A 24,030-nucleotide genomic window follows, 5' to 3' on the forward strand; every position below is an offset into this window, starting at 1 on the left:
ATCAGGGCACGTTGGCTGTCCTGAGATGAAACGGCCGGCCCTCCATCGTGAAGCTGCCGCCGAACTCCATGTTCATGCCGCCGGTGCCCTGCACCGGACAGCCGCCCGGCGGCTGGCAGGCCCAGGAGCCGCCGCGGTTCGCGAAGATCACCGAGCCGTAGCGGTAGTTCGACACCGCCTTGCCGGTGTAGTCCGCAATGCTCAAGACCATGTTGTCGCTTGCGAAGTTGTCGGCATCCTCGACCGCGATCGGGTCGACGATGCGCGAGTCCTGCAGGGTGCGAACCACGCTGCCGCTGTTGCCGTCGCCTGCGAACCTCACCCACTGGATCTTGCGATCACCGCGCGAAGCCACCAGCACCTGCTCGTTCAAGGGCTCGAAGGTCCTGTTCTCCGGGTCGATCTTCGAGATCGCCAGCGAGGTCGGGTTCTTCCCGATCGCGACACGGCCCTTCTCGACGACGTCCGTGACCGTGGTGCCGGTGGGCACGTTGCCCAGGCCGTAGATGCGCAGCGAGCCTTCTTCGGTGGCGATCCAGGCACGGTGCACGTTGCCGAAGATGGTCGTCTTCACCGCGGTCGGCTTGCTGTCCAGCGCCACCGTCGTGATCACCGTCGGCGTCTGCTGCGGCTTGTACGCGAAGGTGTACGGCCACTGGTTGTCGGCCTGACCCAGGTTGGTGAACTCCGTCGGACCGGTACCGAAGTAGACGCTGTTGACGTAGCTGAACAACGGCTTCAGGTCGATGAAGGCGGCCTTCTTCTCCGACTTGGAGATGACCACCGCCACACCCGACTTGGCGTACCGGTTGGCGTTCGTGCCGGAACCCGAGAACGTCGCACGCTTGGCCGGATCGGTCAGCGGCGAGTAGGTCTGGCCCATGAACTCGCCGTACTTTTCCGGCAGCGCCGTCTGGAACTGGTCGAAGCCCGTGGTAACGGCGATCTCGGTCGGTGCGTTCATGCCCGGCAGGTCGATGTAGCCCAGCACCTTCATGAAGGCGATGTTGCCCATGTTCGGCAGGCCGGGGTACACGCCCATCCACTCATGCCACCAGTCGTACCAGGCGTCGTAGCTGCCGTTCTTCGCCGAGTTGTAGGGGTTGCAGTTGTTGCACAAGCCGGCCAGCGAGATCACCGCCACCTGGCCCTTCAGCGCCGTCGTGTCCCACACCGTCACCAGCGCGTATTCGCTGGTGTTGGTGATGGCCATGCCGGTCGGCACCTTGTCGGCGGGCAGTTTCACCGAGCCCCGGTTGTTCGCCGTGTTGCTGCCCGCGGTGCCGATCAGGCCGTTCTGGAAAGCCACCAGCGAGGTGGCGCAGAAGCCTACGCGGCCGCCGCAACGCGCCACCGCCACCGGCTCGCCGGTCGTGAGGCCGGCGGTCTTGTAGGTGCTGACGTTGTAGTTGGTGCGTCCGGCGCTGCCGTCCCACGCGGCCGCTTCCTGCCAGGGCAATTGCGGCGCTTGCGCGAAGGTGTTGTGGTCGATGGCGGAGATCTGCAGATCGCCCACCCCCATGCGCACCGCGGTGTTGTCGGCGACAAAACCGACGTGGGCCTGGTTGGTCATGTAGAGGCCGGGATCTTCGAGAAGAGGTCCCCCCAGTTGCCAGGTGCCTCCGTGGTAACTCATGGTCTGGTCCGCACGCTTGAACAGCGTCGGGATGCCGGTGTTGTTCACGGACGGCGCATTGCCGTAGCGGTAGGCGATGCCCTCCGCCGTGGCCAACTTGAGCGCCAGGGCGCGGTAGCTATCGGCCACCACTCGGCCGGCGCTGTCGACGACATCGCCGGAGACGAGTGCGGGTGCGGGTGCGGGTGCGGGCGCGGGCGCCGGGGCTGGCGCTGGCGCTGGAGCCGGGGCGGGTGCCGGAGCCGGCGCGGGAGCGGGAGCGGTGCCGGGTGCTGCACCGAGGGAATAGCAAGCCTTCACGACAAAGGGCGAAGGGTCTTTGCCGAAGAATTCGTTCGTGCACTGGCCGGTGCCGCTGACTGTCTTTTGAACCCACAATGAACCGGACCCGTACTGCACAAGGGTGGCAGCAGCGACGGTGAACGACGAGCCCTCGCCCGCGAGCAGCGTGCCTGCTGCAGGCGCGGTGGGCGCGGGCGCGGGCGCGGGCGCAGGTGCAGGTGCAGGTGCAGGTGCAGGTGCAGGTGCAGGTGCAGGTGCAGGTGCAGGTGCAGGCGCGGGCGCGGGGCCTTGGATGTAACACGCCTTCGCCACATAGGGCAGCGGATCGCCAAAGGTCGCATTGCTGCACTCGACCGAACCCGAGAGCAATCTCTTCCTCCAGGTCGAGTTGGCCCCGTACTGCACGGTCGTCGCCGAAGCCAGTGTGAATCGCTGATTCTCGACAGCCACCTTGGTCCAGCTCGAATCAAGCGCCTTCTCGACCGGTGCCGCTTCTTTTTCGACGGCAGGGTCGGTTGGCGCAGCAGAGGTGGACGGTGCTGCAGTCGTATCCGATGCCATCCCTTGCATCACCGGAAATCCACTTCCACCGCCTCCTCCACCCCCACACGCTGCGAGCGCGGCTGCTGCAGTAACAAGCAGAAGCGCGCTTTTTCCAGTGGATTTCATCCAATACCTTCCAAAAAGGATCGAGGCCGGGGTGCAGGAGCGGTCTGACACGCGTTCCAACAATGCTTGCATTTTGTTTCGTTTGCACCCTTTTATCGCCGCTTGCGTTACGTATGTTTCATTTGGTAACCTGTTAAACGCAAATACTTACATCAGGACTCCTGATCTGGTCTGGCGTTCAGGGATTTCTGGAAACCCGGCCGATGGACAAAAAGCCAGGCCCCGGCGCATTGCTGCACGTCATGGGTCGCGCATGAGCCGCTGCACGTGCCCGAGGTGATGGAATGCACCTCGTGTCGGGTGGCTTCGACGACCTGCCGAAGAAGCTGCCGGTGACGGCCGAGTCGCACAGCTATGTCGTGACGGAAGAGGTCAAGGAAAGCCTGTACCTTCCGATGGATCGATGACTCCCTGGAGCCCTGATGCACCTCCTTCTCCGTCTGATCCTTTGCCTGACGCTGTTCACCGCCCCTGCAATCGCGACGGCGCAGCCCAGCCAGCAGCTTGAAGTGGCGGGCGCGGTGCGGCAGCAACTCCGGCTCGACGCCGCAGCGCTCGCAGCCTTCCCGGCTGCGGAGATCGGCCAGTTCACGCAATCGCGCAGCGGGCAAGGCACCGAAACGCGCAGCTCGGTGCGCGGGGTCAAGCTTTCCGCACTGGTCGCTCGCGCAGGTCTCGCCGCACCCGGGCGCAACGACTGGAAGACCCTCGTCGTCGTCGCGACGGCAACCGACGGCTACCGCGCCCTCTTCTCCTGGCCGGAGATCAGCAACACCGCGGTGGGCGAAGGCGTGCTGGTGCTGTTCGAACGCGACGGCAAGGCGCTCGACGAACGCGAGGGACGCATCGCACTGATCTCCGCGGCCGACCATCGGCTGGGCGCACGGCACGTGCGCAACCTGATGCGCATCGAGGTGCGCGCGCTCGATTGAGCGCTCACCGCGCAGGGCACAAGGAAGCGGCGATTCGAAAGCAAGGACCGGAGTGCGATCAGGCTGACGCGATGCCACAGTGAATCCTCACAGGAAGCAATGAGGACATCGCAATGAACACAACTGTTGATCACCGGGAAGGCGCAATGGAAGAACTCCGTTTCGCGTACGGAACCTTCTCGCTGGGCAGCGCACTGATCGCTGCCAGCGCCACGGGCGTCGCCGCCATCCTGATGGGTGACGACCGGCACGTGCTGCGCCGCGAGCTGGCGAGCGCGTTTCCGGATGCGCGGCTCGTGCTCGATGAAGCCGGGCTCGAGGATTCGGCGGCGAAGGTCGTCGCCTTTCTCGAAGCGCCGGAAGAGGGCCTGGATCTGCCGCTGGACATCCGCGGCTCGGCACTGGAGCTGGCGGTCTGGCAAGCCTTGCGCGCCGTGTCTGCCGGCGAGACCATCACCTACGGCCGGATCGCCAAGGCCTTGCCCGTGACTGCGACCGCGCAGGAAGTCGGCGCCGCCTGTGCCGCCAACGTGCTCGCGGTTGCCATCCCCTGCCACCGCGTGCTCAAGGCCGATGGATCGATCTCGGGCTATCGCTGGGGCGTGCGGCGCAAGAGGAAATTGCTGAGGCTCGAAGCCACCGCGGCCGCGCACAGCCCCCTTTAGGGCAAGACCGGTTGTCGATATCAGGGCGCGAGGAAGCCGGCCTTGCGCAATGCGCCCTGCCCGGCGCCATGGACCAGGTCGTCCGCAAAAGCCTGCGCCGCCGGGGCCGCGCCGCTGCGCACGGCCAGCCCGTATTCCGCGCTCACGTTGATGGCCGCAGGCACCTCGACAAGTTGAAGCCCCGGCGCCTCGGCGATGGCCACCACCGCGTTGGTGCAATAGGTCAGGAACACATCGGCCTGCCCGCTCGCGACCAGCATGCCGTAGACATTGCGTCCCGGCGGCGGCGCCGGCGAGTTCGGGCCACCGGTCAGTTGCAGCGCCTTGGCAGCCAGCGCACGCGCCGAACCTGCAGGCGCCGCGCCCGTGCGCTCGACACGCTCGAACAGTTCGAAGGCATAGTCACCCGAGGGATCTGCCTTGGGCGTCGAGGTACCGAGCTTGATCGCCGGGTCGAGCATCGTCTTGACCAGCGTGTCGCGCGTCACCGCCAGCCCGGGTCGCGCGAGCGCGCACAGCGCATTGCGAGCGAAGGCACGGGTCGGCCCCCATGCGCCGTCGGCGCCGAGAGATTGCGGATGCGCCATGTTGGCCGAGGCGAACACATCGGCTTTTTCTCCGGCCGCGATGCGGTCGCGCAGAAGGCCCGAGGCACCGAAAGTCAGCGCGATTCGCGTGCCCGGGTTCGCCTGTTCGAAAGCTTGCGCCGCCTGCGTGATCGGCGCGCGCAGGCTGCCCGCCGCATGGACCGCGAGCGTCTGCTGCTGTGCAGCGGCCGCGCCGGCGACCAGACCCGAGGCGAGAGCCACCGCGCGCCAGGCCCTACTGGCCCGCATTGGGAAAGAACAGCTGCTCGCCGCCGATCTTGTAGCTCGCGATGGTCGACTGCCCGGCCGGCGAGATCACCCAGTCGACAAACTTCTGCGCGCCGGCGCTGTTGAGTTGCGGAAACTTCGCCGGGCTCACGACCATCACGCCGTACTGGTTGAAGAGGCGTTTGTCACCTTCCACCAGCACCGCCAGGTCGGCGCGATTCTTGAAGCTCAGCCAAGTGCCGCGGTCGGCCAGCACGTAAGCATTGCTCGAGGCCGCGATGTTGAGCGCCGGGCCCATCCCGCAGCCGCATTCCCTGTAGCCCGTGCCCTTCCTGTCGTTGGGCACTTGCGGGCCTGCGTCGGCCACGCCAGCCTGCGTCCACAGCCGGCGCTCGGCGGCATCGGTGCCGCTCTTGTCGCCGCGCGAGACGAAGGCCGCATTGCTGGTCGCGACCTTCTTGAGCGCGACGGCGATGTCCTTGCCTTTCACCACGGCCGGGTCGTTCTTCGGCCCGACCAGCACGAAGTCGTTGTACATGACCGGGAAGCGCTTCGCCGCAAAGCCCTCGGCAACGAACTTCTCCTCGGCCGCGTTGTCGTGCACGAAGAGCACGTCGGCATCGCCGCGCCTGGCCATGTCGATCGCCTGGCCCGTGCCGACCGCGACCACCTTGATGTCGATGTTGCTGGCCTGCTTGAAGGCCGGCAGCAGGTGCGAGAACAGGCCCGACTGCTCGGTCGAGGTGGTGGACGCCATGGTGATGGTCTCGGCATTCGCCGAGAAGGCGCCGGCCGAGAGGACGAGCGCGAGCGCAAGAAACTTGAATGACTTCATACCAACTCTCCTTTGACGAACAGACGGGCCTCTTCCGGCAACGGCCCATTGAAGAAATCGTGTACCGGCAGGTCGGCCAGCACGCGGCCGTGCTCCAGATAGATCACGCGGCTCGCGAGCCGCTTGACCTGGCCGAGGTTGTGACTTGCGAACACCAGCGTGCGGCCGTGCGCCGCATCGGCGATCAGGGCTTCGACCTCGCGCTTGGCGGTGGGATCCAGGCTCGCCGTCGGTTCGTCGAGCAGCAGCACGGCCGGCTTCAACGCCCAGGCGCGCGCCAGCGCCATGCGCTGCTGCTGGCCGCCCGACAGCGTGCGGGCGTTGCGGCCGGCCAGCGCGGCAAGGCCGACGCGCCCGAGCGCCGCCGTGGCCTCGCGCTGCGCGCTGCGCCATGGCGCGCCATGCAGCCAGAGCGCGAGCGCGACGTTGTTGCGCACGCTCATGCGCAGCATGTGCGGCCGCTGGAACAGCATGGCCTGCGCACGCAGCGGCACCTTGCCGACGAAGGCGCCGGACGCATGCGGCACCAGGCCGTGCAGCACGCGCAGCAGCGTGCTCTTGCCGCTGCCGTTGGCGCCGATCAGCGCGACGCGCTCGCCGGCATGGATGGACAGCGTGGCGCGGACCAGCGCCGGCACACGGCCGTAATGCACGTCGATCTCGTGCAGGCTGAAGAGCGCTTCGCTCACGACAGCACCTCCACCCGCCGAGCCGCTGCTGCATCGGCCGCGCCGCCGTCGACGCGCTCGCGCCAGCCGCGCACGGCCGAGATCGCGAGGTTGAGCAGCAGCACCACGCCCAGCAGCACCAGCCCGAGCGCAAGCGCGAGCGGCAGGTCGCCCTTGCTGGTCTCGAGCGCGATCGCGGTGGTCATCACGCGCGTGAAGCCGTCGATGTTGCCGCCGACGATCATCACGGCGCCGACTTCGGACACCGCGCGGCCGAAGGCAGCGATCAGCACCGTGATCAACGCATAGCGCTCGTCCCACACCAGGAGCAGCGCGCGCACCAGCCCGCCGGCGCCGAGCGAGCGCAGCTGCTCGCCATGTGCGCGATCGGCGTCCTCGACGGTCTGGCGCGTGAGGGCCGTGACCACCGGCAGCACCAGCAGCGCCTGTGCCAGCACCATGGCCTTGAAGGTGAACAGCCAGCCCAGGAAGCCCAGCGGCCCCGAGCGCGAGAGCAGCAGGTAGATCACCAGCCCTACCACCACCGAGGGCAGCGCCAGCAGCGTGTTGAGCAGCGTGAGCAGCAGGCCGCGGCCGGGGAAGCGGGCCACCGCGAGCCAGGCCCCCAGAAGCAGGCCGAAGCCGCAGGCCAGCGCGCAGGCGGTGCCGCTGACGGCCAGCGAGCGCCCGACGATGGCGAGCAGCACAGGATCGGCCGAGACGACGAGCTGCCAGGCCGCGGCGGCGCTGTCGGTGAAGGTGTTCATGCAGGTGGTGGAGTTCGGAAGCCGGGGCAGTATGGGCAAACGCAGGGAGCCAACTTATGCAATCGCATGCATAGGTCAGGGTCGGCCTCTGCATAATCCTTCGCGGCATCCCGCCCTCCTCTTTTCTTCGTGCAACAGATCGAACTTTCCTATGCCATCGCACCGCGCCGCAACGGCCGGACGCTGATCCGCAATCCGCTCATGGAGCTGCTGCACGCGGTGCGCGAGCACGGCTCCATCTCGGCCGCGTCACGGGTGCTGGGCCTGTCGTACCGCCATGTGTGGGGCGAGCTCAAGCGCTGGGAGCAGACGCTGGGCCATCCGCTCGTGACCGGCGCGCAGGGCCGCTCGGCGCAGCTCTCCGAGTTCGGCGACAAGCTCCTGTGGGCCGAGCGCCAGGCGCAGGCCCGGCTCGCACCGCAGATCGAGGCGCTGCATGCCGATCTCGAACGCGCCTTCGCGCTCGCCTTCGACGACAGCATCCACGTGCTGAGCCTGCATGCGAGCCATGACGATGCGCTGGTGCTGCTGCGCGCGCACGCGGCCGAGAGCGCGCACCTGCAGCTCGACATTCGCTTCACCGGCAGCGTGGACGCGATCAGCGCGCTCAATGAGGGGCGTTGCGTGATGGCGGGCTTCCACACGCTGGAGCGGCCGCCGCGCGGCTCGCTGGCGCAGCGCACCTACAAGCCGCTGCTCAAGCCCGGGCTGCACAAGATCATCGGCTTCGCGCGGCGCACGCAGGGCCTGATCGTCGCGCCGGGCAATCCGCTGGGCCTGCGCAGCCTGGCCGATGTCGCGAGCCGGCGCGCACGCTACGTGAACCGCGCGCTCGGCACCGGCACGCGCGTGCTGCTCGACGAGCTGCTCGAAGCGCAGAAGCTCGACGCCGATGCGCTCGAAGGCTATGCGCACTGCGAGCCTTCGCATGCGGCCGTCGCCCACGCGGTGGCGGCCGGCCAAGCCGACGCCGGGCTCGGGATCGAATCGGTCGCGCGCAGCGCGGGCCTGGGCTTCGTGCCGCTGGTCCACGAGCGCTATCACCTGGCCTGCCTCAAGTCGGCGCTCGACCAGCCCGCGATCCTGGCCCTGCTCACGCTGCTGCGCGGCGCAGCGTGGCAGCACCGCCTCGGCACGCTCGCCGGCTACGAGAGCGCCGGCAGCGGCGAGGTGCAGTCGCTGAACGCCCTGCTGCCCTGGTGGAGCTTCAAGCGGCCGAAGTGACGCTGCATCCCTGACGGACCAAACAAGTGCGCGCCGCGCACTTCAACGATGCGCCTTGCATCGCCATGCCGCGCCGCGGCCCTCCGTACCCGCCATTTCCATCAAAACAGCCTGGCATGCAACCTGCTAAATACCCTGACAAGATATTTCTAATATCTCCCTAATATATTTAAAAGACACTTCCAACCCCTTCCATCCCCAGGAGCAAGCACGTGAGCAACCCCCGCTGGCAAGGCATCTTCCCCGCCATCACCACCAAATTCCACGCCGACGAGCGCATCGATGCCGAAGGCACCGCGAAGCACATCGACTTCCAGATCAGGAACGGCATTCACGGCCTCGTCACTTGCGGCTCGCTCGGCGAGGCCAGCACGCTGACGCTGGAGGAAAAGCTGGAGGTCGCCAGGATCGCGCTGGAAGCCAGCGCCGGCCGTGTGCCGGTGCTGGCCAATGTCTCGGAGACCAGCACGCGCGAAGCGCTGCGCTACATCGACGGCGCCAACAAGCTCGGCGTCGCCGGCTACATGGTGATGCCCTCCGTGATCTACGTGGCCGACGCGCGAGAGGCGATGCTCAACGTGCGCACCATGGCCGAAGCCGCGCAGAAGCCGGTGATGGTCTACAACAACCCGGTCGCCTATCGCGTCGACCTGAAGCCCGAACACATGGTCGAGCTGGCCGATTGCGAATGGATCGTCGCCATCAAGGAGAGCACCGACAACATCCGCCGCATCACCGACCTGCGCAACACCGTGGGCGACCGCTACCAGCTCTTCCTGGGCGTGGACGACCTGGCCTACGAAGGCCTGGCGCTGGGTTGCGACGGCCTGCTCGCCGGCGTCGGCTGCGCCTTTCCGCGCGAGACCGTGGCGCTCTACGACCTGATGAAGGCCGGCCAGTTCGCCGAAGCGCTCAAGCTCTATCAGTGGATGACGCCGATGCTCCATCTCGACGTGTCGACCAAGCTGGTGCAGAACCTGAAGCTCATCGACCTGCTGGTCGGCGTCGGCACCGAGCACATGCGCCGCCCGCGCCTGCCGCTCGTCGGCGAGGAACGCGCAGCGATCGAAGCCATCGTTGGCAAGGCGCTCGCGACCCGCCCGTCGCAGTACCGGTCGGTCGCCTGATCCGGGCCGCAGCACCGCCAGGCCGCAAGAACGCCATGAACAACAACGCCCTCGGACCGCCGGGCATCAGCCGCTTCGTGCTCGATGCCTCGGACGCGATCCTGCGCTGCGAACGCTATCTGCTCACCGGCCTCATGGGCCTGCTCGTCGCGCTGATCCTGCTGAACGTGGTCACGCGCTACACGGGCGTACCGCTCTACTGGGTGGACGAGGCATCGGTGTACTCGGTGGTCTGGCTCACCTTCATCGGCGCCTCGGCGATGACCCGGCTGCGGCTGGACTTCGCCGTGACGCTCTTGACCGACAAGCTCGGCGCCAAGGCAGCGGCGGCCGCCAAGGCCTGCGCCTCCGGCGGCGTGCTGCTGCTCGGCTTCGGGCTGCTGGCGATGTGCTGGGTCTGGATGGACCCGGTGGGCATCGCGCGCCACGGCTTCGATGCGAAGGACTACGCGGCCGAGTCCTTCAACTTCCTCTACACCGAGACCACGCAGACGCTGAACTGGCCGACCTGGGTCGTGCAGCTGATCCTGCCGATCTTCTCGCTCACGCTCAGCGTGCATGCGCTGGCCAACCTGCTGGAAGACCTCGGCCTGCAGCCCAAGCGCGTGCACCGCGAGTTCCACGTGCTCAACGCCGACGCAGTGAACTGAGATGCTGACCTCCGCATTCTTCCTCGTCGTGATGCTGATCGGCGTGCCCATCGGCGCCTGCCTGTGCCTGGCCGGCATCGTCTACATCCTGAATTCCGGGGACACGGTGCTGTTCCTGTCCTATCCCCTGCAGATGTTCTCGGGGATCGACAGCTACGGCCTGATCGCGATTCCGCTGTTCATCCTGATCGGCGAAATCATGAACGGCGGCGGCATCACCAGGCGCCTGGTCGACCTGGCTCTGGCCTTCATCGGCTCGGTCAAGGGCGGCCTCGCCTACGTGAACATCCTCGCCAACATGCTGGTGTCCTCGATCATCGGCTCGGCCACTGCGCAGGTGGCCATCATGAGCCAGATCATGGTGCCGGAGATGGAGAAGAAGGGCTACGACAAGACCTTCGCCGCCGGCCTCACCGTGTATGGCGGCATGCTCGGCCCGATCATCCCGCCTTCGGTGATGTTCGTGGTCTACAGCGTGCTGGCGCAGGTCGCGGTCGGCGACATGCTGATCGCCGGCATCCTGCCCGGCATCGTGCTCACGCTGCTGTTCTTCGTCGTGATCGCCTGCATGGGCGTGATCTACAACTATCCGCGCACCGAGAAGCGGACCCTCCGGCAGCGGCTGCACACCATTGCGACGGCCTGCCCCACGCTCTTGATCCCGATCGTGATCGTCGGCTCCATCCTCACCGGCTTCGCCAACCCCACCGAGGCCGCGGCCGTCGGCGCGCTGGCCGCGGCCCTGGTCGGGCGTTACGTGACGAAGGAATTCAGCTTCAGGACGATGCCGGAGATCCTGCTCAAGTCGGCGATCTACTCGGCGGTCGTGCTGTTCCTGGTGGCCGCCGCGGCGGTGTTCTCCTGGCTCTTGATCTACGGCAAGGTGCCGCAGGCCATCGCGGCATGGATCCAGACCGTCGCCAAAGACCCGGTCACCTTCCTGCTGCTCGCGAACGCGATCCTGCTGGTGATCGGCACGGTGATCGACGGCATTCCCGGCCTGATCATGACGGTGCCGATCCTGCTGCCGATCGCCACCGAGATCTACGGCATCGACCCGCGCCACTTCGGCGTGGTGGTGGTGGTGAACCTCGTGCTGGGGCTGATGACGCCGCCCGTCGGCCTGAGCTTCTTCGTCGCCGCCGCGGTCACCGGCGCCAAGCCCGGAAAGATGTTCATCGTCACGCTGCCCTTCTTCCTCATCTGCTGCGTGGCGCTGGTGCTGTTGTCGATCTTCCCGAGCCTGTCGCTCGGTCTTCTCAAGTAGGCCTCTTTTCTTCCCCCCAACCGGAGCATTGCATGTCCCTCTCACGCCGACACTTCGTCCAGGCTGCGGCCGGCACCGCCGCCTCGTCCCTTCTCTTCAGTACGCCGTCGCGCGCGGCCGCGGCCAAGGATTTCCGACTCGGCCTCATCACGCCGGGGGGCCATTCGTGGAACCGCGCGGCGCTGGGCTTCGGCGAGGCGCTGAAGAAGGCCACCGACGGCCGCCTGAGCGCCACGGTGTTCCACTCGGGCCAGCTGGGCAACGAGTCGGCCATGATGCAGCAGCTGCAATCGGGCGCACTGGACATGGGCTGGATCCAGGCGGCCGAGCTGGGCTCGCGCGTCGCGAGCGTGGCAGCCATCAATGCGCCCTACCTGGTGCGTTCGACCACCAACGTCGCCACGCTGGTGCGCACGCCGGCCGCGCTGAAGCTGCTCGAGGTGCTGCCGCGCGAAACCGGGACCATCGGCCTGGGCTGGGGCATCACCGGCATGCGCGTGGTGTTCTCGACCAAGAACATCTCGACCCCGACTGAGCTCAAGGGCCTGAAGCTGCGCATCAACCCGACGCCGGTGTACCGCGACTTCTATCAGTTGCTGGGCGCGGCGCCGACGCCCATTCCCACGCCCGCCGTGTTCGATGCCATGTCCAACGGCCAGGTGGACGGCCTCGAGGCCGACATCGAGTTCTCGTGGAACCAGCGCTTCGACCGGGTGTCGAAGGTGCTGCTTCCGATGAACGCGCTCTTCATGCCCTTCGCGCCGCTGGTGTCGGGCCGGATCTGGCAGACGCTGGATGCGAAGGACAAGGAGCTGATCCGCGACCTGATCAAGCAATCGCTCGACGCGCAGATCAAGGACATCGTGACCACGGAGCTCGGGCTGATCGACAAGTTCAAGGCGAGCGGCATCGCCTTCAAGAGCGACAGCGGCTTCGACCCTGCGCCGGTCATCCGGGAGTTCGACAAGCTCTGGTTGCCCAAGGCGCCGCAGATCGCCGAACTGCGCAAGATCGGCGCCGCACTGTAAGCCAGGCCCCCTTCGCCACCCGGTCGCTGCCGATGGGAGAATGCGACCGCCTTTCCGACCCCAGCCTCAGCCCTCCACGATGCCCGTTGCAGCCACGTCTTTCCCAAGTGCCGCCGCCCCGCGGCGCGCCGCCGACATCGCCTACGACGCGATAGAGGCGTTGATATGCACGCTGCAACTCGAACCCGGCAGCCAGGTGGTCGAGGCCGAGATCGCCGAACGTACCGGGCTCGGCCGCACGCCGGTGCGGGAGGCGCTGCTGCGCATGAGCTCGATCGGCCTGATCGTGCAGCAGCCGCGGCGCGGCCTGCTGGTCTCCAGCATCGACCTGGCCGACCATCTCGATGTGCTGCAGACGCGGCGCGTGCTGGAAATACTCATCGCCTGCTGCTCGGCACGCCGGGCCACCGCCGCGCAGCGCAAGGAAATCCTGCGTTGCGCCGAAAAGATGGTCAAGGCAGCCGCACGCGGCCACCTGGACGACTACATGCAGGCCGACCACGAGCTCGACCGCGTGAATCACCAGGCCAGCCAGAACCACTCCGCCGTCAAGAGCGTGGCGCCGCTGATCGTGCAGTGCCGCCGCTTCTGGTACGCCTACCAGCACGAGGGCGAGATCGTCGAAGCCGCCAAGGCCCACATGGAACTCGCCCAGGGCATCGCCACCGGCGACGAGGCGGCAGCCGTCGCGGGCGCGAACAGGCTGCTCGACTACCTGGAACGCTTCGCCCGCAGGGTGATCGACAACTAGGTTTTTTCGCCGATGGCCGGCGTGGGCACGGCAGCGGCCTGCGCCGCGGCGAGGCCCTTGTTCAGGCGCTGGCGGATCACCAGGCCGACGATGCCCAGCAGCAAGGCAATCAGGCCGAGGACCAGCGTCACCTTGTCGCTGGCCATCGTGGCGGCCACCTTGTCCTTCGATTCCATGATCTTCTGGACGTCGGCGAGGGAGACCACGGTGCGGCCCTTGTGCTTGATCTCGTAGACCATGTTGTTGTCCGACGGATCGAGCCCGACCTCGATGGCCTCGTCGATCAGCGGTTCGAGCTTGCTGCGCCCGACCGCGTTGTCGACGCGCCATTTCTCGGTGCCGCCGTTGGCCAGCTTGGCATCGAGCACGAAGTAGCGGCGGGTCGTCGTGCCGCCGCGGCGGCGCTTGGACGTTTCGGTGACCTCGCTGCCGCCGGTGATCGAGCCGCTGCGCACGACCAGGTCTTCGACCGCGGTGCCGTGCGTGTCGGCGGAGGCCTTCCACTGTGCATAGCCGGCCCACCCGAGGATGCCGATGCCGAACAGCAGCGCGAGCCAAGCCTTGCCGGTGACCTGATAGAGCCATTCACTCATGTTGTTCGCCTTTCTTGCGAGTTGAAAAAACCGGCCGATGTTAAGGCGAGTCGATGACAAATTGGCTATCAAATCCATAGCGACAAACGCATATCTGGCGCGGCTTACGAAGGTATTAGCCTGAAAGAATTCGTCATGGACCCGATGCCGGACGTCGCTTGATGCGATGGGCACGCTGTGGCAATCTGCACCGCCGCCCAAGGAGGTCCGCATGCCCAGCATCACCCTCATCGTCAATGGCGCCTCGAAAAGCATCGAGGCCTGGGATCCGGACATGCCGCTGCTCTACGCGCTGCGCAACGACCTGGGCCTGCATGCGGCCAAGTTCGGCTGCGGGCTCGCGCAGTGCGGCGCCTGCACCGTGCTGCTCGACGACATGCCTGTGCGCTCGTGCAGCATTCGCATCGCCGATGCGGCCGGGCGCCGCGTCGTCACGGCCGAAGGGCTGGGTTCGCCCGAGAAGCCGCACGCCGTGCAGGCTGCCTTCATCGCCGAGCAGGCCGCGCAGTGCGGCTACTGCACCAACGGCATGGTGATGACGGCCGTCGCGCTGCTGCGCGCCGTGCCGCGGCCGAGCCGCGACGAGGCCAAGCAGGCGCTCGCCGGCAACCTCTGCCGCTGCGGCTCGCACGAGCGGGTGTTGCGCGCCGTGCAGCGCGCTGCCGATTCAGGGAGGGCCTGAGCATGGAGACGCTCATGCTGACACGCCGCGCCCTGCTCGAAGCCGGCGCACTGGTCGTGGGCTGCGGGCTCGTGCCCATTCAGCCCGCGCATGCACAGCCGATCGCCGGCGCGCAACGCTCGCTCGCGCTCGGCGAGGTCGATTCCTTCCTGGCGCTGCGTGCCGACGGCACCGTGGTCGTCTACTCGGGCAAGGTCGACCTCGGCACCGGCCACCGCATCGCAATGCGGCAGATGGTAGGCGAGGAACTCGGCGTGGGTGTCGAGCGCATCGAGCTCATCGAGGGCGACACGGCGCTAACGCCCAACCAGGGGCCCACGGCCGGCAGCACCGGCGTGATGCGCGGCGGCGTCGAGCTGCGCCAGGCCGCGGCGACGGCGCGCGAGGCGCTGATTGCGGCGGCGGCACAGCAGCTGCAACTGCCGCCCGAACAGCTCACGCTCGCCGACGGCGCGGTGCGCGCGGCCGACGGCCGCAGCATCGGCTGCTCCGTCCTCCTGGGCGGCCGCGGCTTCGAGCTGAAGATGAATCCGAAGGCACCGCTCAAGCGGCCTTCGCAGTACGTGCTGGTGGGCCGCTCGCTGCCGCGGCCCGACGTGCCGGCCAAGGTGACCGGCCGCCATGTCTACGTGCACGACCACGTGGTGCCCGGCATGCTGCACGGCCGCGTGCTGCGGCCGCCGGCGGTGGGCGCGAAGCTGTTGTCGGTCAACGAGGCTCCGGTGGCTCGGCTGCCCGGCGTGCGCGTGGTGCGCATCGCCGATTTCGTCGGCGTCGTGAGCCCCGACGAATGGGCCGCGGTGCGCGCGGCGCGCGAACTCGAGCTGCGATGGAGCGACAGCGCGCCGCTGATCGGCCACGCGGCGCTGGTCGACTGGGCCCGCAGCGGCCCCTTCGTGGCCGAGGAAGTCATCGCGTCGAAGGGCGACGCGCAACGCCTGGCCGGCCTGCGCGATGCGGCGGACGTGCTGCGCGCGAGCTATGCGTGGCCGATCCAGTCGCACGGCTCGATCGACCCCTCGTGCGCCGTGGCCGACGTGCGCCCCGACGGCGGCACGGTGTGGACGGCGTCGCAGGCCAGCCATCGCTTCCTCAACGTCTTCGCGGCACTGGTCGAGCTGCCGCGCGACAAGCTGCGCGTGGTCTACCTCGACGGCGCCGGCTGCTACGGCATGAACGGGCACGACGACGCGGCGGCCGATGCGGTGCTGCTGTCGAAGGCGGTCGGCCGGCCGGTGCGCGTGCAGTGGAGCCGCGAGGACGAGCTGGGCTGGGACCCGAAGGGCCCGCCGCAGCTGCTCGACATGAAGGCCACGCTGACGCCGGAGGGCCGCATCGACGCCTGGGAAACCGACATGTGGGTGCCGCGCGCCACGGCCAACCTCGAATGGATACCGCTGCTGTCGCCGCTCGCGGCCGGCCTGCGCCAGCCGGTGGGCCAGTCCGTCGGGCTGGTGTCGCAGAACGGCGATCCGCCCTACGGCGCGAACGCGGTCAAGGTCACGGCACACTGGCTGGGGCCGGCGCCGCTCAGGCCTTCCAACATCCGCGCGCCGGGCAAGGTCGCGAACTGCTTCGCGGTCGAGAGCTTCGTCGACGAACTGGCGGCGAAGGCGCGCATGGACCCGCTGGCCTTCCGCCTGCGCGACACCGCGAACCCGCGCGGCGCCGAGGTGATCCGGCGCGCGGGCCGGATGATCGGCTGGCAGGCCCGGCCCTCGCCTGCCGCCACGCGCGGCGGCGGCATCGCGAGGGGCCGCGGCATGGCCTATATCCACTACAAGAACAACGAGACCTATGTCGCCATCGCGATGGAGGTCGAGGTCGACCGCAAGAACGGCGAGATCGCGGTGCGCCGGGTCTGCTGCGCCCACGACTGCGGGCTGATGATCAACCCCGACGCCGTGCGCGCCCAGGTCGAGGGCAACATCCTGCAGACGCTATCGCGCACGCTGCACGAGGAGACCACCTTCGACCGCTCGCGCGTCACCAGCGTCGACTGGGTCAGCTACCCGCTGCTGAACTTCACCGAAGTGCCGCGGCTGGAGATCGAACTGATCGAACGGCGCGAAGAGCCGCCGCTGGGTGCCGGCGAAGCGGCTTCCAGCCCGGTGCCGGCGGCGCTGGCCAACGCGGTGTTCGACGCCACCGGCGTGCGGCTGCGCAGCGTGCCCTTCACCAGTGCGAAGCTGAAGGCGCTGCTGGCCTAGGCTTCGGCACGCGCGCCCAGCCCCAGGTAGGTGTCGATGATGCGGCGGTCGTGCAGCAGCTCCTTGGCCGGTCCCTGCAGCGCGACCGCGCCCATTTCGAGCACGTAGGCACGGTCCGCCACCTGCAGCGCGGCGCGGGCGTTCTGCTCCACCAGCAGCACCGAGACGCCATGCTGGCGCAGCGAGGACACCACCTGCAGCACCTCGCGCACGATCAGCGGCGCGAGGCCGAGCGAGGGCTCGTCGAGCATCAGCAGGCGCGGCCGCGCCATCAGCGCGCGGCCGATCGCGAGCATCTGCCGCTCGCCGCCGGACAGCGTGGACGCGAGCTGCGCGCGACGCTCCTGCAGGCGCGGGAAGATGCCGAAGACTTCCGTCATGCGCTGGCGCTGGTCGCGCTCGCCGCGCCACCAGCGCGAGAAGCCGCCCAGGAGCAGGTTGTCCTCGACCGACATCTCGCCGAAGAGCTCGCGCTTTTCCGGCACCAGGCCTACGCCACGCGCCACCATCGCTTCCACGCTGGTGCGCGCCATGCGCTCGCCGTCGAGCAGCACGCCGCCGCGCGAAGGAAGCAAGCCCATCGCGGCGCACAGCAGCGTGGTCTTGCCCGCGCCGTTGGGCCCGATCACCGTGACGATCTCGCCCGCGTCGACGCGCAGGTCGATGTGGTGCACGGCTTCCACCGCGCCGTAGGAGACGCAGAAGTCTTCGAGTTGGAGGAGTGCCTTGCTCATGCCACCTGCTCCATCAGCTTTTGCTCCGCCGGCTCGTCGACGCCACCGAGATAGGCGTCCAGCACCTTCGGATCGGCCTGCACTTCGAGCGGCGTTCCGCGTGCGATGACGGCGCCGAACTCCAGCACGGTCACGCGGTCGGCCAGGTTCATGACGAACTCCATGTCGTGCTCGACCACCAGGATCGCCAGACCCTCGGCGCGCAGCTGGTCGAGCAGGGTGGCGAGCGCGCGCTTTTCCAGGTGGCGCAGGCCCGCGGCCGGCTCGTCGAGCAGCAGCACCGCGGGATGGCCCGCCAATGCGCGTGCGATCTCGATCACGCGCTGCTGGCCCAGCGCCAGCGAGCCCGCCGGCACTTCCACGAACTCGCCGAGCCCGCAGCGCTCGAGCTGGCGCCGCGCCTGCGCGAGCAAGGCGGCCTCTTCCGCGCGATCCAGGCGCAGCATGGAGGCGATCCATCCGCGCCGCCCGCGGCGGTGCGCGCCGAGCGCGACGTTCTCGATCACCCGGCGCTGGCCCAGCAGACGCACGTGCTGGAAGGTCCGACCCAGGCCCAGCGCGGCGAAGGCGCGCGAGGGCTGGCCGGTCATCGGCCGGTCCATCAGCCGCACCTCGCCCGAGGTGGGATCGTCCACGCCCGAAATCATGTTGAAGAAGGTGCTCTTGCCGGCGCCGTTGGGACCGATCAGCGCGTGGATCTCGCCCGCCTTCACATCCATGCTGACCGCGTCGTTGGCGACCAGGCCGCCGAAGCGCTTGGTCACGGCGTCGGCCTGCAGCACGACCTGCCCGCGCGGGGGCAAGGTGGCCTCGGGCAACGTGAGGGTCTGGCGCGGAGCACGCGGCTTCACCGGCTTCAGGAAGCGCCCGCCCAGGCGCGCCACGGTCGGCCACAGGCCGTCGGCAAAGCGCTGCAGCACCACCAGCATCAGGAGGCCGAACACGATCACCTCGAAGTTGCCGCTGGAGCCCAGCAGGCGCGGCAGGATGTCCTGCAGCTGCTCTTTCAACAAGGTGATCAGCGCGGCGCCGAGCACCGCGCCCCAGAGATGGCCGGCGCCGCCGACCACCGCCATGAAGAGGTACTCGATGCCGATGTTGAGGTTGAAGGGCGTGGGGTTGATGAAGCGCTGCATGTGCGCATAGAGCCAGCCCGACACCGCCGCCAGCAGCGCTGCCAGCACGAAGACCTTGATGCGGTAGCGCGCGGTGTCCACGCCCATCGATTCGGCCATGACGCGGCCACCCTTCAGCGCGCGGATGGCACGGCCCTCGCGCGAATCCAGCAGGTTGTGCAACGCCCACAGCGCGAGCAGCAGCACGCCCCAGATCACCAGGCCCAACGAGCGCGGCGATGCGAAGGACAGGCCGGCCACCACGATCGGCGGCACGCCGGCCACGCCGGTGTGGCCGCCCAGGAATTCCAGGTTGCCGAACAGGAAGTAGAAGCTCAGGCCCCAGGCGATGGTGCACAGCGGCAAGTAGTGCCCGGAAAGGCGCAGCGTGATCGCGCCCAGCCCCCAGGCCACGAAGAAGGTCACGAGGATGCCGAACAGGAGCCCGATCCACGGCAGCAGCGCGGGGCTCACGACCGTGCCGATCGCGGCGGCGACCGCGGGCGAGGTGCAGACCCAGGCGGTCGCGTAGGCGCCGGTGCCGACGAAGGCGGCCTGGCCGAAGGAAGTCATGCCGCCCACGCCGGTCAGCATCACGAGGCCGGCCGCGACCAGCGCGTAGAGGCCGATGTAGCTGAGCACGGTGACCGAAAAGTCCGGCAGGAAACCCCACACCGCCGCGAGCAGGACGACGAAGGCGATGGCCATATGCCGGCGCGTCATTCCTCGTCCTCCACATGGCGGCTGCTCAGCGAGCGCCACCAGAGCACCGGGATGATCAGCGTGAAGACGAAGACCTCCTTGAAGGCGCTGGCCCAGAAGGACGAGAAGGCCTCGAGCTGGCCCACGATCAGCGCGCCCACCAGCGCCAGCGGATAGCTGGCCAGGCCGCCGACGATGGCAGCCACGAAGCCCTTGAGGCCGATCAGGAAGCCGGTGTCGTAGTAGATGGTGGTCAGCGGCGCGATCAGGAGGCCCGAGACCGCGCCGATCGCCGCCGCCAGCGCGAAGCTCAGGTCACCCGAGAGGCCGGTGGGAATGCCCATCAGCCGCGCGCCGACGCGGTTGATCGCGGTGGCGCGCAGCGCCTTGCCGACGATCGAGCGTTCGAAGAAAAGAAACATCAGCACCACCAGCGCGGCGGTGACCGCGACCACCACCAGCGATTGGCCCGTCAACGCCACGCCGCCGAGGTCGAGCCGCAGGTCCGAGAAGGCCGGCGTGCGCGAACCCTCGGCGCCGAAGAAGAGCAGGCCCAGGCCGACCAGCACACCGTGCAGCGCCACCGATACGATCAAGAGCGTGAGCACGGTGGCATCGGCCAGTGGCCGGTAGGCCAGCCGATAGAGCAGCGGGCCGAGCGGCACGATCACCGCGAGCGCCGTCAACGTCTGCATCACCAGCGATTCCGGGCGCAGCAGCAGCACCAGCGCGCAAGCCACCAGCGGCAGCACCACGCACCAGGCGAGGGTCGAAGCCCAGTCGACCGCGGCACCCCGCTTCCATCGCCACAGCTCCACCACCAGCGCCATCGCGGCCAGCGCCACCAGCAGCCACAGCGTGGCCGGCACGCGGCCGGCCTGCAAGGCAACCACCGACAGGGCGCTGAAGGCGACGAACTCGCCCTGGGGAATGAAGATGACGCGGGTGACCGAGAACACGAGCACCAGCGCCAGCGCCATGAGCCCGTAGATCGCCCCGTTCACGATACCGTCCTGCCCCAGTATCAGGGCGATTTGCATGTCCATGCATCCACTCCGGCGTGGCGCACGCAGGCCCCCGGCCCGCGTACGCGCTCGCACGCACGCTCCGGTTGAAGGTCAGTCTTGAGGCTGGTATTTCCAGGTACCGTTCTCGATCTTGACCATCACGCGCGCGCGCTGGTCCAGACCCAGATGGTCCGTGGGCGACATGGTGAAGATGCCATGGGCGCCGGGAACGTCCTTCACCGACTCGAGCGCGTCGCGCAAGGCGGCGCGGAAAGCCGGCGTGCCGGGCTGCGCCTTCTTGAGCGCGGCCGGAATCGCGGCGCTCATCAGCAGGCCTGCATCCCAGGCGTGGCCGCCGAAGGTCGAGACGCTGCCCTTGCCGTTGGCCGCCTCGTAGGCGTTGACGTAGGCCAGCGCCGACTTCTTCAGCGGATGCGAATCGGGCAGTTGCGCCGCCACCAGCATCGGGCCGGAGGGCAGCAGCGTGCCTTCGACGTCCTTGCCGCCGACGCGCAGGAAGTCGGCGTTCGCGACGCCGTGGGTCTGGTAGATCTTGCCGGCATAGCCGCGCTCCTTGAGCGTCTTCTGCGGCAGCGCGGCCGGCGTGCCGGAGCCGGCGATCAGCACCGCATCGGGCTTGGCAGAGATCAGCTTCAGCGTCTGGCCCGTGACCGAGGTGTCGCTGCGCGCGTAGCGCTCGTTCGCCGTCACCTGCAGCTTCTTGAGCGCGGCGGCCTTGCCGAACTCCTGGAACCAGCCTTCGCCGTAGGCGTCGGAGAAGCCGATGAAGCCGACCGTCTTGACGCCGTTGGCCGCCATGTGCTCGGCGATGGCGAGCGACATCATGATGTCGTTCTGCGGCGTCTTGAAGACCCACTTGCGCTTCTCGTCCACGGGCTCGACGATGCGCGCCGAGGCCGCCATCGAGATCATCGGCACCTTCTCCTCGGCCACCACGTCGATCATGGCCAGCGAGTTGGGCGTGACGGTCGATCCGATCACGATGTCGACCTTGTTCTCGCTGATCAGCTTGCGCGTGTTCGACACCGCCGCGGTGGTGTCGGATGCGTCGTCGAGCACGATGTAGTTGATCTTCTGGCCGCCGATGGTCTTGGGCATCAGGCCGATGGTGTTCTTCTCGGGGATGCCGAGCGAAGCGGCCGGGCCCGTCGCCGACAGCGTGACGCCGACGTTGACGTCGGCCTGCGCGGCAAAGGCCATGGCGCACAGGAGCGCCACGCCGAGGCGGGTGAATGATTTCATGAAGGTCTCCGTTGGTTAAAAGGTTGCGGCCGCTTCAGCGTTCGTCGAAGGACAACACCACGCGCTCGGTCAAGGGATGCGCCTGGCAGGTCAGGATGAAGCCGCCCGCCACCTCATTCTTGTCGAGCGCGAAGTTGCGCTCCATCCGCACTTCCCCTTCCAGCAGCTTGGCACGGCAGGTGCCGCACACGCCCGAAGTGCATGAATACGGCACCTCCAGGCCCGCCGAAGAGGCGGCGTCGAGGATACTCGGCTGGCCCTTGGCGAACGGGATTTCGCGGCTGAGTCCGTCGCGCACGATGGTGATGCGCGCCTGCTCGGCATCGCCGGGCTGCGCCTCGTGCACCACGGCGCCGACCGGCCCGGCGGGTTGGGCGATGCCGAAGCGCTCGATATGGATGCGCTCCTCGGGCACGCCGGCCGCGAGCAGTGCCGCCTCGGCCTCGTCGTTCATCTGGAAGGGCCCGCAGATGTAGACGTGGTCGATCTGCCCGGCGGGCACCAGGCCTTCGAGGAACTCGGCGATCTTCTCGCGGTTCATCACGCCCATGTTGATCGGCACGTCGGTGTGCTCGTCGGAGAACACGTGCTGCAGCGCGACCCGCGTCATGTAGCGGTTCTTGAGGTCCTCGATCTCCTCCTTGAACATCGTGGACTTGAGTGAACGGTTGCCGTAGATCAGCGTGAAGCGGGCGAAGGGCTCGCGCGCCAGCACGGTCTTCATGATCGAGAGGATGGGCGTGATGCCGCTGCCGCCCGCGATGCCCACGTGGTGGCGGTGGGCCTCGGGCTCGATCGGCACGAAGAAGCGCCCCTCCGGCGCCATGACCTGCAGCGTGTCGCCCGGCTGGAGCGCGCTGTTGATCCAGTTGGAGAAGGTGCCGCCCTGTACCTTGCGCACGCCGACGCGCAGCTCGCCGTCGTCGACGCCGGCGCAGATCGAATAGGAGCGCCGCAGGTCCTGGCCGTCGATCTCCTTGCGCAGCGTGAGGTACTGGCCCTGCGTGAAGCCGAAGACCTCGCGCAATTCCTCCGGCACGTCGAAGGAGACGATCACGGCCTCGGAGGTGTCGGGCTCGATCCTGCGCACGCGCAGGGGGTGGAAGATGACGCTCATATCGGCTTGAAGTGTTCGAACGGTTCCCGGCAGGCAAGGCAGCGATAGAGCGACTTGCAGGCGGTGGCGCCGAAGGCAGACAGGCGCTCGGTGTGCCGGCTGCCGCAGCGCGGGCAGGCAACGGCCGCGCCGGTCCCGCGTCCGAAGATGCGGATCGGGACGGCATCGCCCGGCGCCACCGGTCCGGGCGGTGCAATGCCGTATTCGGAGAGCTTGCGCCGGCCTTCCGCGCTGATCCAGTCGGTGGTCCAGGCCGGCGCGCGCTGCAGCGTGACATGGGCCGGACCGAGGCCTGCTTTCTCGATGGCTTCGAGCACGTCGCGCTCGATCACTTCGGTGGCGGGGCAGCCGGAGTAGGTCGGCGTCAGCACGACTTCGAGTGCATCGCCCCGCTCGATCACGTCGCGCACGATGCCGAGATCGCACACCGAAAGGGCCGGCACTTCGGGATCGAGCACGGTGGCGAGCACCTCCCGCGCCTGCTCGCAACGCGTCGGGGCGAAGGCGGCAACATTCACCATACACCCCCCGGATAAGCGCGCTGCAGATGCTGCATCTCGGCCAGGATGTAGCCCATGTGCTCGCTGTGCACGCCGTGCTTGCCGGTACTCAGGAAGGCCGACTCGGCCGGCGGCACGAGCAAGGCCTCGTCGAGCACGGCGCCCATCTCGGCGAACCAGGCTTCGCGCAACACCGCCCACGCCGGGCCCAGGCCGCTGGCGCTGGCTTCCTCGTCCACGGCGTCCGAGGCGAACAGTTCGGGCACGAAGCGCCACAGCTCCTTCAGCGCAGCCTCCATGCGCGCATGCGATTCGTCCGTGCCGTCGCCCAGGCGCACCACCCAGTCGGCCGAATGCTGCTGGTGGTAGCGCGCTTCCTTGATCGCCTTGCCCGCGATGGCGGCGACCTCCTCGTCGCTCGACGATGCCAGGCGCTCCCACAGCAGCTTGAGCAGCGTCGCGACCATCGCGTTGCGCAGCACGCTGAAGGCGAAGTCGCCGCGCGGCAGCTCGACCAGCGTGAGATTGAAATAGTCGCGCTCGTCGCGCAGGAAGGCGAGCTGGTCTTCGTCATGCGCGCGGCCTTCGATCTGGCCGGCCCGGGTGAGCAGCGCACGCGCCTGGCCTACGAGATCGAGCGCCATGTTGCTCATGGCGATGTCTTCTTCGAGCGCCGGCGCGTGGCCGCACCACTCGCCAAGGCGTTGGGCCAGGATCAGGCAGGTGTCGGCGATGCGCAGCAGGTACTGCACGGCGGGGCTGCGGTCGAGTTCGATGGATGCTTGCATGGG

The 24,030-nt window shown here is 68.0% G+C and carries 23 protein-coding genes and 1 pseudogene; 11 read left to right on the forward strand and 13 right to left on the reverse strand.

Going from position 1 to position 24,030, the window contains the following annotated elements; genetic code table 11:
- Position 1 precedes the first annotated feature (1 nt).
- On the reverse strand, positions 2-2,479 hold the full coding sequence (locus ACSQ86_RS20310; protein WP_436309489.1) for a hypothetical protein: 2,478 nt from the start codon (positions 2,477-2,479) through the stop codon (positions 2-4).
- A 354-nt stretch (positions 2,480-2,833) separates the two neighbouring features.
- Between ACSQ86_RS20310 and ACSQ86_RS20315 the strand changes: the two are divergent.
- The 3 genes and pseudogenes from ACSQ86_RS20315 to ACSQ86_RS20325 all read left to right on the forward strand — a co-directional run.
- A pseudogene (locus ACSQ86_RS20315) lies at positions 2,834-2,994 on the forward strand (transcriptional regulator); the annotation flags it as partial.
- Between the two features lie 15 nt (positions 2,995-3,009).
- Entirely contained in the window at positions 3,010-3,519 is a 510-nt protein-coding gene (locus tag ACSQ86_RS20320; protein WP_436304815.1) for a molybdopterin-dependent oxidoreductase, read from the forward strand.
- A gap of 113 nt (positions 3,520-3,632) precedes the next feature.
- A complete protein-coding gene (locus ACSQ86_RS20325) occupies positions 3,633-4,184 on the forward strand; it encodes a methylated-DNA--[protein]-cysteine S-methyltransferase (RefSeq protein ID WP_436304816.1) in 552 nt (183 codons plus the stop codon).
- Between the two features lie 20 nt (positions 4,185-4,204).
- On the opposite strand, the gene ACSQ86_RS20330 is transcribed toward ACSQ86_RS20325, so the two are convergent.
- Genes ACSQ86_RS20330 through ACSQ86_RS20345 form a run of 4 tightly spaced genes read right to left on the reverse strand, consistent with a single transcriptional unit; the run spans position 4,205 to position 7,269 of the window.
- A complete protein-coding gene (locus ACSQ86_RS20330) occupies positions 4,205-4,993 on the reverse strand; it encodes a molybdate ABC transporter substrate-binding protein (protein ID WP_436309490.1) in 789 nt (262 codons plus the stop codon).
- A 13-nt stretch (positions 4,994-5,006) separates the two neighbouring features.
- Positions 5,007-5,834 (reverse strand): substrate-binding domain-containing protein, encoded by an 828-nt coding sequence (locus ACSQ86_RS20335; protein ID WP_436309491.1) that lies wholly within the window; start codon positions 5,832-5,834, stop codon positions 5,007-5,009.
- On the reverse strand, positions 5,831-6,523 hold the full coding sequence (locus ACSQ86_RS20340; RefSeq protein ID WP_093102995.1) for an ABC transporter ATP-binding protein: 693 nt from the start codon (positions 6,521-6,523) through the stop codon (positions 5,831-5,833). The genes ACSQ86_RS20335 and ACSQ86_RS20340 overlap by 4 nt, the downstream gene beginning before the upstream one ends.
- Positions 6,520-7,269, reverse strand: coding sequence for an ABC transporter permease (locus ACSQ86_RS20345; protein WP_436304818.1), 750 nt, complete (start codon positions 7,267-7,269; stop codon positions 6,520-6,522). The genes ACSQ86_RS20340 and ACSQ86_RS20345 overlap by 4 nt, the downstream gene beginning before the upstream one ends.
- A 129-nt stretch (positions 7,270-7,398) precedes the next feature.
- On the opposite strand from ACSQ86_RS20345, the gene ACSQ86_RS20350 reads away from it, so the two are divergent.
- The 6 genes from ACSQ86_RS20350 (at position 7,399) to ACSQ86_RS20375 (ending at position 13,316) form a co-directional block, all read left to right on the forward strand.
- Positions 7,399-8,493 (forward strand): substrate-binding domain-containing protein, encoded by a 1,095-nt coding sequence (locus ACSQ86_RS20350; protein ID WP_093102992.1) that lies wholly within the window; start codon positions 7,399-7,401, stop codon positions 8,491-8,493.
- 212 nt (positions 8,494-8,705) lie between these two features.
- The gene (locus ACSQ86_RS20355; protein WP_436309492.1) at positions 8,706-9,620 is read left to right on the forward strand and encodes a dihydrodipicolinate synthase family protein; all 915 of its coding nucleotides are present in this window, start codon (positions 8,706-8,708) and stop codon (positions 9,618-9,620) included.
- Positions 9,621-9,655: 35 nt separating this feature from the next.
- Complete coding sequence (locus tag ACSQ86_RS20360; RefSeq protein WP_093102988.1) at positions 9,656-10,270, forward strand: TRAP transporter small permease; 615 nt, start codon at positions 9,656-9,658, stop codon at positions 10,268-10,270.
- A gap of 1 nt (position 10,271) precedes the next feature.
- Positions 10,272-11,537 carry a TRAP transporter large permease gene (locus ACSQ86_RS20365; RefSeq protein WP_436309493.1) on the forward strand — a complete coding sequence of 422 codons (1,266 nt, stop codon included), beginning with the start codon at positions 10,272-10,274 and terminating at the stop codon, positions 11,535-11,537.
- Between the two features lie 32 nt (positions 11,538-11,569).
- Complete coding sequence (locus tag ACSQ86_RS20370; RefSeq protein ID WP_436309494.1) at positions 11,570-12,565, forward strand: TRAP transporter substrate-binding protein; 996 nt, start codon at positions 11,570-11,572, stop codon at positions 12,563-12,565.
- Positions 12,566-12,644: 79 nt separating this feature from the next.
- A complete protein-coding gene (locus ACSQ86_RS20375; protein WP_093102984.1) occupies positions 12,645-13,316 on the forward strand; it encodes a GntR family transcriptional regulator in 672 nt (223 codons plus the stop codon).
- Here the strand turns inward: ACSQ86_RS20375 and ACSQ86_RS20380 are convergent.
- A complete protein-coding gene (locus ACSQ86_RS20380; RefSeq protein WP_436309495.1) occupies positions 13,313-13,909 on the reverse strand; it encodes a hypothetical protein in 597 nt (198 codons plus the stop codon). The genes ACSQ86_RS20375 and ACSQ86_RS20380 overlap by 4 nt on opposite strands.
- A gap of 211 nt (positions 13,910-14,120) precedes the next feature.
- Here ACSQ86_RS20380 and ACSQ86_RS20385 point away from each other — a divergent pair, with 211 nt between their 5' ends.
- Together ACSQ86_RS20385 and ACSQ86_RS20390 are read left to right on the forward strand one after the other, a co-directional pair.
- Positions 14,121-14,591, forward strand: a complete 471-nt coding sequence (locus tag ACSQ86_RS20385) for a (2Fe-2S)-binding protein (protein WP_436304822.1) — start codon at positions 14,121-14,123, stop codon at positions 14,589-14,591.
- Between the two features lie 14 nt (positions 14,592-14,605).
- Complete coding sequence (locus ACSQ86_RS20390; RefSeq protein WP_436309496.1) at positions 14,606-16,801, forward strand: molybdopterin cofactor-binding domain-containing protein; 2,196 nt, start codon at positions 14,606-14,608, stop codon at positions 16,799-16,801.
- On the opposite strand, the gene ACSQ86_RS20395 is transcribed toward ACSQ86_RS20390, so the two are convergent.
- From ACSQ86_RS20395 to paaC, 7 genes are all read right to left on the reverse strand, one after another.
- Complete coding sequence (locus ACSQ86_RS20395) at positions 16,798-17,535, reverse strand: ABC transporter ATP-binding protein (RefSeq protein ID WP_436309497.1); 738 nt, start codon at positions 17,533-17,535, stop codon at positions 16,798-16,800. The two genes, ACSQ86_RS20390 and ACSQ86_RS20395, sit on opposite strands and share 4 nt — an antisense overlap.
- Positions 17,532-19,373: a branched-chain amino acid ABC transporter ATP-binding protein/permease gene (locus ACSQ86_RS20400; RefSeq protein ID WP_093102979.1), complete on the reverse strand. Its 1,842-nt coding sequence runs from the start codon at positions 19,371-19,373 to the stop codon at positions 17,532-17,534. Before ACSQ86_RS20400 ends, ACSQ86_RS20395 begins: the two co-directional genes overlap by 4 nt.
- Complete coding sequence (locus tag ACSQ86_RS20405; protein ID WP_436304825.1) at positions 19,370-20,398, reverse strand: branched-chain amino acid ABC transporter permease; 1,029 nt, start codon at positions 20,396-20,398, stop codon at positions 19,370-19,372. Before ACSQ86_RS20405 ends, ACSQ86_RS20400 begins: the two co-directional genes overlap by 4 nt.
- Before the next feature lie 72 nt (positions 20,399-20,470).
- Positions 20,471-21,622: an ABC transporter substrate-binding protein gene (locus ACSQ86_RS20410; RefSeq protein ID WP_093102976.1), complete on the reverse strand. Its 1,152-nt coding sequence runs from the start codon at positions 21,620-21,622 to the stop codon at positions 20,471-20,473.
- A gap of 34 nt (positions 21,623-21,656) precedes the next feature.
- Positions 21,657-22,739: a 1,2-phenylacetyl-CoA epoxidase subunit PaaE gene (gene paaE, locus ACSQ86_RS20415; protein ID WP_093102974.1), complete on the reverse strand. Its 1,083-nt coding sequence runs from the start codon at positions 22,737-22,739 to the stop codon at positions 21,657-21,659.
- Positions 22,736-23,260, reverse strand: a complete 525-nt coding sequence (paaD, locus tag ACSQ86_RS20420; protein WP_436304826.1) for a 1,2-phenylacetyl-CoA epoxidase subunit PaaD — start codon at positions 23,258-23,260, stop codon at positions 22,736-22,738. The genes paaE and paaD overlap by 4 nt, the downstream gene beginning before the upstream one ends.
- On the reverse strand, positions 23,254-24,027 hold the full coding sequence (gene paaC / locus ACSQ86_RS20425; protein ID WP_436304827.1) for a 1,2-phenylacetyl-CoA epoxidase subunit PaaC: 774 nt from the start codon (positions 24,025-24,027) through the stop codon (positions 23,254-23,256). Before paaC ends, paaD begins: the two co-directional genes overlap by 7 nt.
- Between the last annotated feature and the right edge of the window lie 3 nt (positions 24,028-24,030).

Source organism: Variovorax sp. LjRoot130 (genome assembly GCF_964253755.1).
Taxonomy (GTDB): Bacteria; Pseudomonadota; Gammaproteobacteria; order Burkholderiales; family Burkholderiaceae_C; genus Variovorax.

What these genes read in the sequence shown, in the direction of transcription:
- ACSQ86_RS20310 (WP_436309489.1), bottom strand. Translation starts at nt 2,479, where the DNA reads ATGGCATCGGATACGACTGCAGCACCGTCCACCTCTGCTGCGCCAACC.
- ACSQ86_RS20320 (WP_436304815.1), top strand. Translation starts at nt 3,010, where the DNA reads ATGCACCTCCTTCTCCGTCTGATCCTTTGCCTGACGCTGTTCACCGCC.
- ACSQ86_RS20325 (WP_436304816.1), top strand. Translation starts at nt 3,633, where the DNA reads ATGAACACAACTGTTGATCACCGGGAAGGCGCAATGGAAGAACTCCGT.
- ACSQ86_RS20335 (WP_436309491.1), bottom strand. Translation starts at nt 5,834, where the DNA reads ATGAAGTCATTCAAGTTTCTTGCGCTCGCGCTCGTCCTCTCGGCCGGC.
- ACSQ86_RS20345 (WP_436304818.1), bottom strand. Translation starts at nt 7,269, where the DNA reads ATGAACACCTTCACCGACAGCGCCGCCGCGGCCTGGCAGCTCGTCGTC.
- ACSQ86_RS20360 (WP_093102988.1), top strand. Translation starts at nt 9,656, where the DNA reads ATGAACAACAACGCCCTCGGACCGCCGGGCATCAGCCGCTTCGTGCTC.
- ACSQ86_RS20365 (WP_436309493.1), top strand. Translation starts at nt 10,272, where the DNA reads ATGCTGACCTCCGCATTCTTCCTCGTCGTGATGCTGATCGGCGTGCCC.
- ACSQ86_RS20370 (WP_436309494.1), top strand. Translation starts at nt 11,570, where the DNA reads ATGTCCCTCTCACGCCGACACTTCGTCCAGGCTGCGGCCGGCACCGCC.
- ACSQ86_RS20375 (WP_093102984.1), top strand. Translation starts at nt 12,645, where the DNA reads ATGCCCGTTGCAGCCACGTCTTTCCCAAGTGCCGCCGCCCCGCGGCGC.
- ACSQ86_RS20380 (WP_436309495.1), bottom strand. Translation starts at nt 13,909, where the DNA reads ATGAGTGAATGGCTCTATCAGGTCACCGGCAAGGCTTGGCTCGCGCTG.
- ACSQ86_RS20385 (WP_436304822.1), top strand. Translation starts at nt 14,121, where the DNA reads ATGCCCAGCATCACCCTCATCGTCAATGGCGCCTCGAAAAGCATCGAG.
- ACSQ86_RS20390 (WP_436309496.1), top strand. Translation starts at nt 14,606, where the DNA reads ATGCTGACACGCCGCGCCCTGCTCGAAGCCGGCGCACTGGTCGTGGGC.
- ACSQ86_RS20395 (WP_436309497.1), bottom strand. Translation starts at nt 17,535, where the DNA reads ATGAGCAAGGCACTCCTCCAACTCGAAGACTTCTGCGTCTCCTACGGC.
- ACSQ86_RS20400 (WP_093102979.1), bottom strand. Translation starts at nt 19,373, where the DNA reads ATGACGCGCCGGCATATGGCCATCGCCTTCGTCGTCCTGCTCGCGGCG.
- ACSQ86_RS20405 (WP_436304825.1), bottom strand. Translation starts at nt 20,398, where the DNA reads ATGGACATGCAAATCGCCCTGATACTGGGGCAGGACGGTATCGTGAAC.
- ACSQ86_RS20410 (WP_093102976.1), bottom strand. Translation starts at nt 21,622, where the DNA reads ATGAAATCATTCACCCGCCTCGGCGTGGCGCTCCTGTGCGCCATGGCC.
- paaE (WP_093102974.1), bottom strand. Translation starts at nt 22,739, where the DNA reads ATGAGCGTCATCTTCCACCCCCTGCGCGTGCGCAGGATCGAGCCCGAC.
- paaD (WP_436304826.1), bottom strand. Translation starts at nt 23,260, where the DNA reads ATGGTGAATGTTGCCGCCTTCGCCCCGACGCGTTGCGAGCAGGCGCGG.
- paaC (WP_436304827.1), bottom strand. Translation starts at nt 24,027, where the DNA reads ATGCAAGCATCCATCGAACTCGACCGCAGCCCCGCCGTGCAGTACCTG.